12 protein-coding genes are annotated in these 13,560 nt (G+C 74.0%); 5 read left to right on the top strand and 7 right to left on the bottom strand.

Annotation, left to right across the window (positions count from 1 at the left end):
* Position 1: 1 nt before the first annotated feature.
* On the bottom strand, positions 2-1,597 hold the full coding sequence (locus tag AC54T2_RS01635; RefSeq protein ID WP_186339208.1) for a glycoside hydrolase family 13 protein: 1,596 nt from the start codon (positions 1,595-1,597) through the stop codon (positions 2-4).
* Between the two features lie 12 nt (positions 1,598-1,609).
* Positions 1,610-2,419, bottom strand: coding sequence for a hotdog family protein (locus AC54T2_RS01630; protein ID WP_206054435.1), 810 nt, complete (start codon positions 2,417-2,419; stop codon positions 1,610-1,612).
* A gap of 62 nt (positions 2,420-2,481) precedes the next feature.
* Between AC54T2_RS01630 and AC54T2_RS01625 the strand changes: the two genes are divergently transcribed.
* On the top strand, positions 2,482-3,162 hold the full coding sequence (locus AC54T2_RS01625) for an iron-dependent transcriptional repressor DtxR (RefSeq protein ID WP_186339206.1): 681 nt from the start codon (positions 2,482-2,484) through the stop codon (positions 3,160-3,162).
* Here AC54T2_RS01625 and AC54T2_RS01620 read toward each other — a convergent pair.
* The 3 genes from AC54T2_RS01620 to AC54T2_RS01610 are packed head-to-tail and all read right to left on the bottom strand — an operon-like array spanning position 3,159 to position 6,148.
* Positions 3,159-3,995: a Sir2 family NAD-dependent protein deacetylase gene (locus tag AC54T2_RS01620; RefSeq protein ID WP_186339205.1), complete on the bottom strand. Its 837-nt coding sequence runs from the start codon at positions 3,993-3,995 to the stop codon at positions 3,159-3,161. The two genes, AC54T2_RS01625 and AC54T2_RS01620, sit on opposite strands and share 4 nt — an antisense overlap.
* Positions 3,992-4,258 (bottom strand): DUF2277 domain-containing protein, encoded by a 267-nt coding sequence (locus AC54T2_RS01615; RefSeq protein WP_496665351.1) that lies wholly within the window; start codon positions 4,256-4,258, stop codon positions 3,992-3,994. The genes AC54T2_RS01620 and AC54T2_RS01615 overlap by 4 nt, the downstream gene beginning before the upstream one ends.
* A 30-nt stretch (positions 4,259-4,288) precedes the next feature.
* On the bottom strand, positions 4,289-6,148 hold the full coding sequence (locus tag AC54T2_RS01610; protein ID WP_496665350.1) for a beta-propeller domain-containing protein: 1,860 nt from the start codon (positions 6,146-6,148) through the stop codon (positions 4,289-4,291).
* Between the two features lie 52 nt (positions 6,149-6,200).
* Here AC54T2_RS01610 and AC54T2_RS01605 point away from each other — a divergent pair, with 52 nt between their 5' ends.
* The gene (locus tag AC54T2_RS01605; RefSeq protein WP_496665349.1) at positions 6,201-7,382 is read left to right on the top strand and encodes a saccharopine dehydrogenase family protein; all 1,182 of its coding nucleotides are present in this window, start codon (positions 6,201-6,203) and stop codon (positions 7,380-7,382) included.
* Between the two features lie 30 nt (positions 7,383-7,412).
* Positions 7,413-8,441, top strand: coding sequence for a serine/threonine-protein kinase (locus AC54T2_RS01600; RefSeq protein ID WP_496665348.1), 1,029 nt, complete (start codon positions 7,413-7,415; stop codon positions 8,439-8,441).
* Between the two features lie 31 nt (positions 8,442-8,472).
* Here the strand turns inward: AC54T2_RS01600 and AC54T2_RS01595 are convergent, their stop codons facing one another.
* On the bottom strand, positions 8,473-10,473 hold the full coding sequence (locus tag AC54T2_RS01595) for a vWA domain-containing protein (RefSeq protein WP_496665347.1): 2,001 nt from the start codon (positions 10,471-10,473) through the stop codon (positions 8,473-8,475).
* Positions 10,474-10,548: 75 nt separating this feature from the next.
* On the opposite strand from AC54T2_RS01595, the gene AC54T2_RS01590 reads away from it, so the two are divergent.
* Both AC54T2_RS01590 and AC54T2_RS01585 read left to right on the top strand, forming a co-directional pair.
* On the top strand, positions 10,549-11,079 hold the full coding sequence (locus AC54T2_RS01590; RefSeq protein WP_496665346.1) for a helix-turn-helix domain-containing protein: 531 nt from the start codon (positions 10,549-10,551) through the stop codon (positions 11,077-11,079).
* A gap of 88 nt (positions 11,080-11,167) precedes the next feature.
* On the top strand, positions 11,168-12,613 hold the full coding sequence (locus AC54T2_RS01585; protein WP_241005221.1) for a DHA2 family efflux MFS transporter permease subunit: 1,446 nt from the start codon (positions 11,168-11,170) through the stop codon (positions 12,611-12,613).
* 13 nt (positions 12,614-12,626) lie between these two features.
* Here AC54T2_RS01585 and AC54T2_RS01580 read toward each other — a convergent pair whose 3' ends face one another.
* Entirely contained in the window at positions 12,627-13,442 is an 816-nt protein-coding gene (locus tag AC54T2_RS01580) for a helix-turn-helix transcriptional regulator (protein WP_496665345.1), read from the bottom strand.
* Positions 13,443-13,560 lie beyond the last annotated feature (118 nt).

Here is a 13,560-nt window from a genome sequence, read left to right as displayed (position 1 = left end):
GTCAGCGCCGCAGCCAGACGGAGGCGTCCGCGGGGAGCCGGCCGTTGTCGACGGGCGCGCTGGCCACGAGCACCTCGCCGTCGGGGAGGTCGACGGCGGTGGAGCCGCAGTTGAGCACGACGGTGAGCGGCCCGCGGCGGAACGCGAGCACGTCGGGGGCGAGGTCGAGAAGCTCGACCTTCTCGCCGGCCGTCCACGCGAACTCGTGCCGCGCGGCCAGCACCCGGCGGTAGAACTCGAGGCTCGACCCCTCGGCGCCGGTCTGCGCCTCGACCGTCAGTCCCGCCCAGTCGGCAGGCTGCGGGATCCACGGCTGCCCGGTGCCGGGACCGAACTCGTACGGGGGCTCGCTCCCGCCCCACGGCATCGGGACGCGGCAGCCGTCGCGGCCGACCTCCCCGGTGCGCAGGTAGGCCGGGTCCTGCCGGTCCTCGGGGGCGACGTCGACCTGCTCGAGGCCGAGCTCCTCGCCCTGGTAGAGGTAGCACGAGCCGGGCAGGGCGAGCATCGCCAGCGTCGCCGCGTGCGCCCGGGCCAGGCCCCGCTCGCCGCCGCCGTAGCGGGTGGGGTGGCGTACGACGTCGTGGTTGCTGAGCACCCACGTCGGCGAGGCGCCCGCCGGCTCGACCGCCGCGAGGGTCTCGGTGACGACCCGCGCGAAGTCGTCGGCCGACCAGTCGGCCAGCAGCCACGCGAAGTTGAAGGCCTGGTCGAGCTCGTCGGGACGCACGAACGCCGCCATCGACTCCGACGTCTGGGTCCACGCCTCCGCCACGGCCATCCGGTCGGGTCCGGCCTCGTCGAGCACGCGGTGCCAGGCGCGGTAGACGTCGTGCACCTCGGGCTGGTCCCACATCGGCTCGTCCTTGAGCTCGCGGGACACCATCGAGTGGTCGGTGTTGACCTGCCCCGAGCTCGGCCGCTCGCCCTCCCCGACCACCTGGTCGCGCAGGCTGGCCTCCTTGAACAGGCCGTGCGCGACGTCGACGCGGAAGCCGTCCACACCGCGGTCGAGCCAGAAGCGCAGGACGTCCTCGAACATGGCCGGGACCTCGGGGTTGCGCCAGTCGAGGTCGGGCTGGGAGGAGTCGAAGAGGTGGAGGTACCACTGGCCGTCCTCGACCTGGGTCCACGCCGGTCCGCCGAAGACCGACTGCCAGTTGTTGGGCGGGGTGCCATCGTCGCCGTCGCGGAAGAGGTAGCGCGCCCGCTCGGGGCTGCCGGGACCGGCGGCCAGCGCCGCCCGGAACCACTCGTGCTGGTCGGAGGTGTGGTTGGGCACGAGGTCGACGACCACGCGCAGGCCGAGCTCGTGGGCGCGCGCGATCAGGTCGTCGGCGTCGGAGAGCCGGCCGAACAGCGGGTCGACGTCGCGGTAGTCGGCGACGTCGTAGCCGTGGTCGTGCTGGGGCGAGGTGTAGAACGGCGTGATCCACAGCGCGTCGACGCCGAGGTCGGCGAGGTAGGGCAGGCGCGAGGTGATGCCGGGCAGGTCGCCGACGCCGTCGCCGTCGCTGTCGGCGAAGCTGCGGACGTAGACCTGGTAGATCACCGCGTTGCGCCACCAGTACGTCGTTGGATCGTTCACATCAGCCATGCGGGCATCTTCTCAAACGGCGCCAGCGGCTCCCCGGCCGTCGGGTGAGCGGCCGCCGAACTGCTGCGGGTCGACGGCGATCCAGGTGTGCTCGGCCGTGGCGACGACCCGGCCGTCGGCGTCGTGGAGGGTCGAGGCGGTGAACGTCTTGCGGCCGTCGCGACCGCGGCCCTCGCCGACGACGACGTGGGCCTCGCCGATGACCGGGAGGGCGTCGACCCGCGCGGTCATCCGGCCGAGCACCATCAGCCGCTCGGTGAGGTCGCCGGCCCAGCCGCCGATGCAGTCGAGCGCAGCCCAGGTCGCGGCCACGCTCGCGCGGGGGTGGTCGTCGACGTAGGTGTGCCAGTCCTCCTGGAGGCTCGGGTGGGGCGTCCACGGCGCGGCGACCCGACCGCCCTCGGGCTCCCCGCCGACCGGTCCGGGGAAGATCCGCAGCCCGTCGCCCTCCTCCCGGTCGGTGCCGCAGACGAAACAGGTGGGGAAGGGGTGGAACGTGAGACCGGGGTAGCCCGCCGTCGCCGCGGCGGCCACCGCGGGGTCGACCGGCTCGACGTCGGTGAGCGTGCGGTCGACGCGGTGGGCGGTCGCGACCGGCGCCTCGCCGTACGACGCGCTCGTGACGCCGGCGTCGGTCGAGACGCCGAGCGGGGTGTCGAGCGGCGGTGGCCGGCGCAGCGAGACCTCGATCGGCGGCCAGCTGCGGTTGTGGTCACCGGGCGCGTCGGTCTCGTCCAGCGCGGCGAGGGACCCGGCCGTCCAGCCCCCGTTGCCGGAGTCGGGCGGGCCGCAGAAGCGGCGGGGCACGATCAGCGCTGTCACCGGCCTCACTGTGCCACGACTCGTGTGCGTGCGGCGGTTGGGGGATGGGACACAATGAGCCCGTGAGCGACCTGATCGACACCACCGAGATGTACCTCCGCACGATCTACGAGCTCGTCGAGGAGGGCATCCCGCCGTTGCGTGCGCGCATCGCCGAGCGGCTTCACCAGTCGGGCCCGACGGTCTCGCAGACGGTGGCCCGGATGGAGCGCGACGGGCTGGTCACCGTGCAGGGCGACCGCCACCTCGAGCTCACCGAGGAGGGCAGGCGCCTGGCCACGCGGGTGATGCGCAAGCACCGGCTCGCCGAGCGGCTGCTCACCGACGTCATCGGCCTCGACTGGGAGCTCGTGCACGCCGAGGCGTGCCGCTGGGAGCACGTGATGTCGGAGACCGTCGAGCGTCGCCTGCTCGAGCTGCTCGACCACCCGACGGAGTCGCCCTACGGCAACCCGATCCCGGGCCTCGACGAGCTGGGCGACCGGGCCGGCGAGGACTTCATGGACAACGTGGAGCCGCTCTCCGGCGCTGCCGGTGCCGAGGACCAGCGCGTCCACGTCAAGCGGATCTCCGAGGAGATGCAGAAGGACGAGGAGCTGATGGGCCTGCTGCGCCGCGTCGGCGCGGTCCCGGGCAAGACCGTGACCATCGCCCGCACCGAGGAGGGCATCCTCATCGGCTCCGGGGGCGAGACCGCCGAGCTCGTGGTCGAGGCGGCCGAGCACATCTTCGTACGCCGCTAGGTGTCCTGATCGGCCACCCGCGCGGCCAGCTCGCCGAGGAACTCGCTGCACCCCACGTCGAGCTTGTACGACGCCAGCGCGTCGCCGCGGGTCAGGCCGCGGTTGACGATGACGACCGGCGTCCCTCCCTGGGCGGCACGCCGGACGAAGCGCAGCCCGCTCATCACGGTGAGCGACGAGCCGGCCACCAGCAGCGCACCGGCGCCGCCGAGACCCTCGACGGCGGCGTAGCAGCGTGCCACCCGGTCGGGCGGCACGTTCTCCCCGAAGAACACGACGTCGGGCTTGAGGGCGCCGCCGCACGGGCAGCGCGGCACCACGAAGTCGTGGGTGTGGTCGAGGTCGACGTCACCGTCGGGGCGCGACGCGACCCAGCCGTGCCGCTCCAGCCAGCCGGGGTTGAGCGCGTCGAGCTCGGCCTCCAGCGCCGCGCGCGAGGAGGTGGTGCGGCACGCCAGGCACACCACGTCGGCCACCCGTCCGTGCAGTGCCACCAGCCGACGTGACCCGGCGGCCTCGTGGAGGCCGTCGACGTTCTGGGTGATCAGCAGCTCGGGGTCGATCGCGGCGAGGGCGCGGTGCCCGGCGTTGGGCTGCGCCCGGCCGATCCGCTGCCAGCCGAGGTGGCTGCGCGCCCAGTAGCGCTGCTGGGCCTGCGGGGTGGCGACGAACTCCTGGTAGGTCATCGGCGCCCGCACCGGGGCGCCCGGACCGCGGTAGTCGGGGATGCCCGAGTCGGTGGAGAGTCCGGCGCCGGTCAGCACGACCAGGGGCCGCGAGCAGAGCAGGTCGAGGGCCTCCTCCTCGGCCGGGCCGGACGCGGGAAGGCTCACGCGTAGCGCGCCTGCGCCCGGGCACGGGCCTTGGCGGCCTCGACGTCGCGGTTCTTCGGCGGCGCGGTCGTGACGAGCTCGTCGAGGAGGTGCTCGGTGATGTGGGCGATCTCCCGCACCGCTGCGTGGAAGGCCGCCTCGTTGGCCTGCGACGGCTTCGTGGTGCCGGCCACCTTGCGGACGTACTGCAGGGCGGCCGCCGTCACCTCGTCACGGGTCGCCGGCGGCTCGAAGTTGTTGAGCGGGCGGATGTTGCGGCACATGCTGCGAGCCTACGACGCGCCGCGCGCGTGTCACAGGTCGAAGAACGTCACGTCGTCGCCGGTCACCAGCACGACCTCGCCGGACGCGAGCGGCACCAGGCGGACGGCGTCGACGTCCGTGCCGTGCTCCACCTCGACCATCCGGTTGTCCATCGAGCCGTCGGCCAGCGACAGGACCGAGACCCAGCCGGTCATCCCGACCCTGCCGCTGCGCGAGACGACCGTCAGCGCGACCCGCCGGTCCGGCAGCCAGGCGAACTGTCGCGGGTCGCCGCCGGCCGCGGCCCACGTGCCGTCGTCGTAGCGCACCACGTCGATCTGCCGCGGGTCGGTGAGGTCGGTGACGTCGAACAGCGCGGCCTGGGCGCCACGGGTGACGCCCCGCAGGGACGCGTCCTGGCCCATGCCGATGAGGCGGCGCTCGCCGAGCGGGTGGAGGTAGTCGGAGAAGCCGGGGATCTTGAGCTCGCCGAGCAGTCGCGGCTCCGTGGCGTCGGAGAGGTCGACGGCGTAGAGCGGGTCGGTCTGGCGGAAGGTCACCACGATCGCGAGGTCGTCGAACCAGCGCACGGACTTGATCTCCTCCCCGACACCGAGGCCGTCGACACGACCGTCCTCGACCAGGTCGGCACCCTCCTCGCGCAGGATGACGACCGAGTTGAAGTCGCCGGTCTCGCTGCTCGGCCCGAGCGCCACCCGCAGCGACCCGCCGACGGCGTCCATCGACCAACGGTCGGCGATGGTGCCCTCGACCTCGCCGGAGGCGACGTACGTCGTGTCGGTCCCCTCGAGCGCGAACGCGAACAGCGGGGTGGTGCCGTCGGGCATCGGCATGCCGCCGGGGCGGCAGTCCATGCAGTCAATCCAGCCCCACTGCGGGCTGGCCGCGGCCAGGTAGAAGCGGTCGGTGGAGAAGTAGGAGATGTCGGAGTCGGTGGCCACGGCGTCCGTGGTGAGGGTGGTTGGGTCGGCGGGGTCGAGGGCGAGCACGGTCGTGGTGCCGACGGCGACCTCGCTGTCCTCCGGTACGGCCACGTCCGCGCAGTCGACCACCGGGTCGCCGGCGACGGTGGGGAGCCAGTCGGCCAGCGTGGTGTCGCGCACCAGGGCCCGGTTGCGCATCCGGGCGCGCAGCTCGCCGAGCGTCCCCTCGGGCATCGCGAAGTCGAGCTGCGGGAGGCTGTTGTGCACCACCACGCGGACGACGTCGCCGTGCAGCCGCACCGCGGAGGCGCGGCCGCCGACGGTGGTGGCGTCGACCACGGCCGGCGCGGTCGGGTCGGCGAGGTCGACCGTGGTGATCGTCGTGGACGACGCGCCGGCCGACGTCCCGACCACCACGGCCCGGCCGTCCACGAGCAGCAGCTCGCCTCCCGGGTCGCCGACCCAGCCGTTGCTGCCGCGGGCGTCGTCGAGTCGCGTCGCCGACAGCAGGCTCGGCTCCTCGCCCGAGACGTCGTAGGCCAGCAGCTCTCCCTCGCGGAGCCGCACCAGCAGGCTGCCGGCCACCTTGACCACGTCGGACTCGTCGACGCCGGCCTCCTGGACGTTGGTGCCCGACTCCGCGCTGGTGCTCCGCGACGTGCTGACCGTCGAGCGAGCGCTTTCCGCGGCGTCGGCGGGCGCGGCCGCGTCGGCCCCGGACATCGCCTCGGAGTAGACCGTGTCGCCCCATCCGTAGGGGCCGACCTCGACGAGCGCGCGCTCGACGTAGCTGTCGAGCAGGTCGGCGCAGCTCGAGGCGACGGTGAGGTCGGCGTTGGCCAGCGTGATCGGGGGTGCGGCCGGGGGCCGGGCGCCGGGGTCGTCGCCCAGGGCGTAGCCGATGCCGAGTGCCGCGGCCAGACTGGTGACGACGGTGAGCGAGGTGACGATCCTTCGAGCGCGCATGGCGGTCGGACGGAGCATCCCGGGGCGGGGTTCCGCGTGGCACGATGGCGCGGTGAGCGCCCCCCTCGACAGCCGTCCCGACCGTGATCTCGACCTCGTGCTCTTCGGGGCCACCGGCTTCACCGGGGGCCTGACCGCCGACTACCTCGCCGCCGCGGCGCCGGCCGGACTGCGGTGGGCCATCGCCGGCCGCAATGCCGACAGGCTCGACGACGTACGCCGCCGGCTGGCCGCGGAGCGGGGCGTGGACGTCGAGGTGCTGGTCGCCGACTCCACCGACGCCGCCGCGCTGTCCGACGTCGCCCGACGCACCCGTGTCGTCGCCACCACGATCGGTCCCTACCTCCGGCACGGCGCCCCCCTCGTCGGCGCGTGCGCCGAGGCCGGCACCGACTACCTCGACCTCACCGGCGAGCCGGAGTTCGTCGACAGGATGTACCTCGAGCACCACCAGACCGCCGTACGCACGGGCGCACGGCTCGTGCACGCCTGCGGCTTCGACTCGATCCCACACGACCTGGGTGCCTACTTCACCGTGCAGCAGCTGCCGTCCGACGAGCCGATCACGCTGCGTGGCGTGGTCCGCTCCGGTGGCACCTTCTCCGGCGGCACCTTCCACTCCGCGCTCGACCAGTTCGCCCGGGCCACGCAGATGAAACAGGCCTACGCCGCCCGCCGGCGCGCCGAGGCGCGGCCCGAGGGGCGCTCGTCGCGTGCCGTGCGCGGACGGCCCCACCGTGACCCGGTCCTCGGCTACTGGCTCCTCCCGCTGCCCACCATCGACCCGATCGTCGTCGCGCGCACCGGGGCGGCGCTGGCGTCGTACGGCCCGGAGTTCCGCTACTCGCACTGGGCCGGCACCAAGACGCTGCCCTACGCCGTCGGCGGCGCCGTGGGTGTCGGCGCGCTGGGCCTGGCCGCGCAGGTCGGGCCCGTGCGCGAGCTCCTCAAGTCCAAGGTGCCGCAGGGCTCGGGGCCCTCATCGGAGAAGCGCGAGCGGTCCTGGTTCACCGTCGACTTCGTCGGCGAGGCAGGCGGACGCGCCGTCCGCACCCGGGTCTCCGGTGGCGACCCCGGCTACACCGAGACGGCCAAGATGCTCTCCGAGGCAGCGCTCTGCCTGGCCCTGGACGACAACCCGCGGACCGCCGGTCAGGTCACGCCCGCGCAGGCGATGGGCGACGCGCTGCTCATCCGGCTGCAGAAGGCCGGCATGCGCTTCGAGACGCTGTGAGGGCCGCCTCGCGCCGGGGGGCTCACGACCGTGGGTGAGGTCTTCGCGGGACGGTTCGAGCTGCTGGAGCCGATCGCCGACGGTGGCATGGGCTCGGTCTGGGTCGTCCGCGACCGACGCGACGGAGAGGTCTACGCCGGCAAGGTGCTGCGCCAGTCCGACTCGGCGTCGCTGGTGCGGTTCATGCGCGAGCAGGGCACCCGCATCCCGCACGACCACGTCGTCACGCCGTTGTCGTGGGCGGGGGAGGACGATCGCGTCCTGTTCACGATGCCGCTGGTGCGCGGGGGCTCGGTCGCGACCCTGATCGGCGACCACGGCCCGCTGCCGGCGACGTGGGTGCGCGAGCTGCTCGTGCAGCTGCTCACCGCGCTGGACGTCGTGCACGCGACCGGGATCGTGCACCGCGACGTCAAGCCGGCCAACCTGCTGCTCCGGGCGACCGGCACCGCGCGCCCCCACCTCCTGCTCACCGACTTCGGGATCTCGGCCCGGACCGACGACCCCCGGCTCACGCGGGCCAGCCAGGTGATCGGGTCGCCGGGCTACATGGCGCCCGAGCAGCTGGCCGGGGCGGACCCGTCCGTCGCCCAGGACGTCTACGCCGCGGGGATGGTCGGGCTGGAGATGCTGGCCGGCGTCCGCCCGCCCCACGCCACCGACGCCGTCGCCGCACTGGTCGTCGACCAGCCGGGCCTCCAGCCGCTCGCCGCGCTGCTCCTCGAGGCGGTCAGCTCCGACCCCGCCGCGCGACCGACCAGCGCCGCCGCGCTGCGCGAGCGGCTCGCCGCCCTCGACCTGTCGGGCGCCCCGGCGCCGGTGGAGCCGGTGGTCGTGCTCGACCAGCTGGCGGGAGTGCTCGGGGCCGAGACCCGCACCGCCGTGGCGACCGCAGCCAGCGGTCCGGGCAGCGGTCCGGCCAGCGGCACTGGCACGGGCTCTGGCAGCCAGTCACGCGGCGGGCCCGATGTCCCGGCCGACCGGCGCGGGCTGGCCGTGCTGCTGCTGGTGGTGGCCGCTGCCTGTCTGTGCGGCGCGGTCTGGCTGCTCCTGGGGTGACCGTCGCGCCGGCCGGGCCTGCATGGTGCCCTCAGCCGCGACGTCCTCGGAGCAGGTTGACCGCGACCGCCACGCACCCGAGCGCCACCGCGGCCAGGGCGCCGGCAGCGGCGAGGGTGCCGGCGGAGGGGGGCTCGGCCTCGTCCTTCGGCGCCGCCTGCCCGGAGTCGTCCGCCGGGTCGTCCGCGCCGTCGTCGGAGGGCTCGTCCGGCTCGGCCGGGGCACTGATCGGCGCGCCCAGCGGGGCGTCCGTGCCGGTCAGGAGCGCCTGCCCTTCGGCGTACTCCGGTGCGCCCGACTCCTCGCCGCGCACCTCGAGCTCGAGCCGGTAGGGCATCTCGTAGGACTCCCCGCGGTGGTCGGAGTCGGCTGCGAAGACGAGGTAGTAGTAGCCGGGCAGGCTGGTGCCCACGGTGACCGAGCTGACGCGGTTGTTGTAGCGGACCTCGGGGGTCTGCACGCCGAACACCCCTGAGGAGCTGGTGGCCGCGAACCCGTGGGTGTTGATCCCCTCCCCACTGATCGGCACGTTCCCGCGCATCGGGCTGTAGACCAGGAACGAGGCGAACGGGCCCTGGTGGCCGATCTGCTCGTGGAGCGCCGGGGAGGCGGGGGGAGTGCGCAGCCGCGCGCTGAGCTTCTGGCCGTAGGCCAGTTGCACCCGGAAGGCCTGCGTCTCGCCCGGCACGATGGTGCCCTTGTAGACGCCGTCGGTGAGGACCGGCGCGGTGGCGAAGGAGTCGCCGCCCGTCACCGCCTCCGGCGTGCCGGAGACGTCCGGCGGGTCCAGGACGATTCCGCTCCAGGAGCCCTCCTCGGCGAGCGACGTGCCGTCCGCCGGTGGCTCCTCGACCACCTGGAGGCTGAACGGCGACTGTCCGCGACCCATGTTGCTGAGCGAGCGGGACACCATGATCAGCACCTCGTCGGAGGTCACACAGTCCTCGTTGCTCTGGGGCTCGCCCACGGCGACCTCGGCCCCGAGGAGCTCGGCGGAGTTGACGTTCTTGAAGCTGTTGTCGATGCCGCAGGAGTCCCCGAGCGGCGTGCTGGTCTCGAGCTGCACGGTGTCCCACTCGTCGGGGTCGCCGCCGAGGCTGGACAGGCCGACCCGGACGGTCGAGCCGGGCATCGTGCGCGTGTAGGAGAACCAGCGCTCGGAGTCCTGCGGCGTCGTGCCCACCTTGTCGCTCCACAGCCCGGCCTCGATCGGAGTGGGGTCGTCGGAGCCGCCGCCGGCCAGCGGCGTGCCGTCGAGCGCGAAGGGACGCACGGCACGGTCGGCCGCCGTCTCCAGGCTGGCGACGATCTCGTCGGCGTCGTCGGCGTCGTAGTAGGTGCCGTTGCCCTTCGCCGCGACGCACCGCAGCTGGGCGCGGGCCTTGGCGTCGACGCTCAGCCCCACGACGTCGATCTGGAGGTCGATCCCCTGCTGGGCGAGCTCGCCCGCCACGACGCAGGGGTCGGGCTCGCAGGTGGCGATGCCGTCGGAGACCAGCACGATGGACCGGGTCGACTCGCCACCGATGTCGCCGGCCGCCTGGCGCAGGGCGTACCCGATCGGCGTCTCGCCGTAGGGCTCGTACGACTCCAGCGCCGCCCGCAGCTCGTCGCGGTTGTCGGTGCCGGGGTCGACGATGAGCTGCGAGTCGGTGCAGGCGCCCTTCTGGTCGCGGGAGAACACCGTGGCGCCGTAGACCCGCAGTCCGACGTAGGCCTCGTCGGGCAGCCCGTCGACGACGGTGCCGAGCGCCTGCCGAGCGGCGTCGATCTTGGTGGTCCCGCCGCCCGCCGGCTCCGCCATGGACCCCGAGGCGTCGAGGACCAGGACCATCCGCGCGTAGTCGGTCTCGGGCGCGGCATCGGGCTCGGTGTCGGCGGCGTCGCTCGCCGGCGGGTCGGTCTCGCCGCTCGTGGCGCCGGCCGGGCTGCTCGCGCCCATCGCGGCGACGAGGACCAGCATGGTCAGTGCGGCGAGGGCGGCGAGCGCCGTCGTCGCGTGGTGGGGGATCGTCCGGATCCGGTGGGTCATGGGGCACCTCCTGCGACGGTCCTACCCGGCGTTAGCAATCGCAAACATAACATGTGCGTGCGTTATCATCGGGCCATGGTCGGGCAGTCGCAGAGCCGTCGGCGCCAGCAGGAGCTCTACGGCGCCGCGATCGGCGACGTCCTCGACCGGGTCACCGCGGCGCTCGGGCTCAGCCAGGCGGCCGTCGCGCGCACGATCGGCGTGAGCGCGCCCATGCTCTCGCAGCTGGCGAGCGGGCGGCGCACCACCATCGGCAACCCGCTGGCGGTCCAGCGGCTGAGCGCGCTCGTCGAGCTGGCCGACGAGGTCGGGTCCGGGCTGGCCCACAGCCAGGTCGCTGTGCGCCTGGAGGAGATCCGCCAGCAGGACTCCACCACCCTGACCGGCGCTGCCGCGCGCCCGCCGGCCGAGCCGACGACCGCCGAGCTGCTGCGCACCGTGGCCTCCGGCCAGGACCTGCTGCGGGCGGCCGGCCTGCTCGCCGCCGAGCACCCGGCGCTCGCCGAGCTCATCCGCGTGCACGGCACCGGCTCGCCGGAGGAGGTGCGGGCCCACCTCGACGGGTTGACCCGGATCACCCGGCGCCCGTCCGGCCCGGAGGAATAGCGCCCGCTCGCGCCGGGTTGACGGTCACTGACACACACCGCGGCCGCGACGACGCATGCCGCGACCGCAGACCCGGAGGACGCCGCACGTGACCACGACCGCCCAGCCGACACCTCCCGACCTCGGGACCGCGTCGCCCCACGGGCACGGCCGCCTGATCGGGCTGCTCGTCGCGTCCGCCTTCGTGGTGATCCTCAACGAGACGATCATGAGCGTCGCGCTGCCCGACCTGATGCGCGAGTTCGACGTGCAGGCCACGACGGCTCAGTGGCTCACCACGGCCTTCCTGCTCACCATGGCCGTGGTCATCCCGATCACCGGCTGGCTGCTGACGCGCTTCCCTCTGCGCACCGTTTTCGTGGCGGCGATGGCGTCGTTCAGCACCGGCACGCTGGTGGCCGCCCTGGCGCCGGTCTTCCCGATGCTGGTGGCCGGCCGCGTCGTCCAGGCCGTCGGCACCGCCCTGATGATGCCGCTGCTCATCACCACGATCCTCAACGTCGTCGACGAGCGCCGGCGCGGCCAGACGATGGGCACGATCTCGATCGTCATCTCCGTCGCCCCGGCCATCGGCCCGACCATCTCCGGGATCGTCCTCGACCAGCTGTCGTGGCGCTGGATGTTCTGGATCGTGCTGCCGATCGCGCTGCTCTCGCTGGCCCTCGGCGCGGCCTGGGTGCGCAACGTGACCGAGCCGCGCGACGTGCCCGTCGACGTCCTCTCCGTCGTGCTGTCCGCGCTCGCGTTCGGGGGGCTGATCTACGGCCTGAGCAGCATCGGCGAGAGCGCGACCGGCCACACCCCCGTGCCCGTGTGGCTGCCGCTGGTGCTCGGCGGCCTGGCGCTCGTCACCTTCGTCGCCCGTCAGCTGCGGCTGCGCGACCGGGCGCTGCTCGACCTGCGTGCCTTCCGGGTGCGCGCGTTCAGCGTCGCCGTGCTGCTGGTCGCGGTCAGCATGATGGCGCTCTTCGGCACGCTGATCCTGATTCCCCTCTACCTGCAGAACGTGCTGGGCCTGTCGGTGCTCAACACCGGCCTGCTCCTCCTCCCCGGCGGCCTCACCATGGGGCTGCTCGCCCCGATCGTCGGGCGCCTGTTCGACCGGGTCGGCCCCCGGCCGCTGGTCGCGCCGGGCGCCGCGCTCGTCAGCGCCGCGCTGTGGGGGATGACGACCCTGGACGCCGGGACCGGGCAGGCCACCGTCGTCGGACTCCACGTGCTGATGAGCGTGGGGCTCGCGTTGATGTTCACCCCGCTCCTCACCTCCGCGCTGGGCTCGCTGCCGCCGCAGCTCTACTCCCACGGCAGCGCGATCGTCTCGACGCTCCAGCAGGTCGCGGGCGCTGCCGGCACCGCGCTCTTCGTCACCGTGATGACCCGCGTGACGGTCGCCCGGACCGAGGAGGGTGCCGCCCTGGTCGAGGCGACCGCCGACGGCGTCCACGCGGCGCTCATGTACGGCGGCGTCATCTCCGCCGCGGCGGTGCTCGTCGCCCTGCTCGTGCGGCGCCCGGGCGAGCCCGCGGCGCACTGAGCCGGGGGCGCGCTCAGCCGGCGTAGCGCCCGGGGCTGGTCCCGAACTCCCGGGTGAAGGCGGCGGTGAACGCGGACACGCTCGTGTAGCCCACCCGGTGCGCCGTCTCGGTGACCGACAGGTGGCGCAGCATGGCGGCCGCGGCCCGCAACCGGGTCGTCGTACGCCAGGCGGTGAAGGTGGTGCCGAACTCGCGCTCGAAGTGGCGCTGCAGCGTCTTGCCGCTCACGTGCAGCCGGGCCGCCCAGGCCGTGAGGCTGGTGCCGTCCGCCGGGTCGCGCAGCAGGGCCTGCGCAACGGTGTGCGCCGGGCCGGCGCCGCCGTCGACGTGGCCCAGGTGCACGGCCCGGCACCCGGCGAGCGCCTCGAGGACGTCGTGCCGCGCCCGGAGTCCGTCCTGCTCCTCGACGCCGGGGCGCGCGATCTCGAGGAGCCGCCCGCCCACCTCGGCCTCGGGCGCGAGCACCCCTGCCTCGAGCGCGCTCAGCGAGGCCGGCGCCTGGCGGACGCACACCCGCAGGACCGTCTGCCGGCCGAGCCCGTGGACCTCGGCCACGACGCCCCGGCGCACCCACAGCATCTCGGCGGAGGAGAGGAAGCGCGAGGTGTCGCCCCGGTGCACGGCGAGGATGCCGTCGGGCGACCAGAAGAGCTGGTGCACGAAGTCGTCGCGGTCGGGTGGGAAGTCGGGCACGGCGGCCTGCGGGGGATAGCGCAGGACCAGCACGCCGGTGGGCGGCCCGAGGCCGTAGCCGTACTCCTCCACCGCGATGGCGCCGGCCGCCGTCGCGGTGGGAGCGCCCCACGGCGGGTGTCCGATCGACGACACCATCTGTCTCCTTCACGACAACCTCGCAGGATTGGTAAGGCTACCCTTAGTTCACCGTGGGTCCGGCTCGGGCCCCCACGAGCGCGCCCCGCGGCAGGCGGTGCGCCGCGACCGCCGC

This window comes from Nocardioides sp. Z35_8, assembly GCF_059621125.1.
The sequence above is the reverse complement of the archived record's forward strand: the minus strand, read 5'-3'. Positions and strand labels throughout refer to the sequence as shown.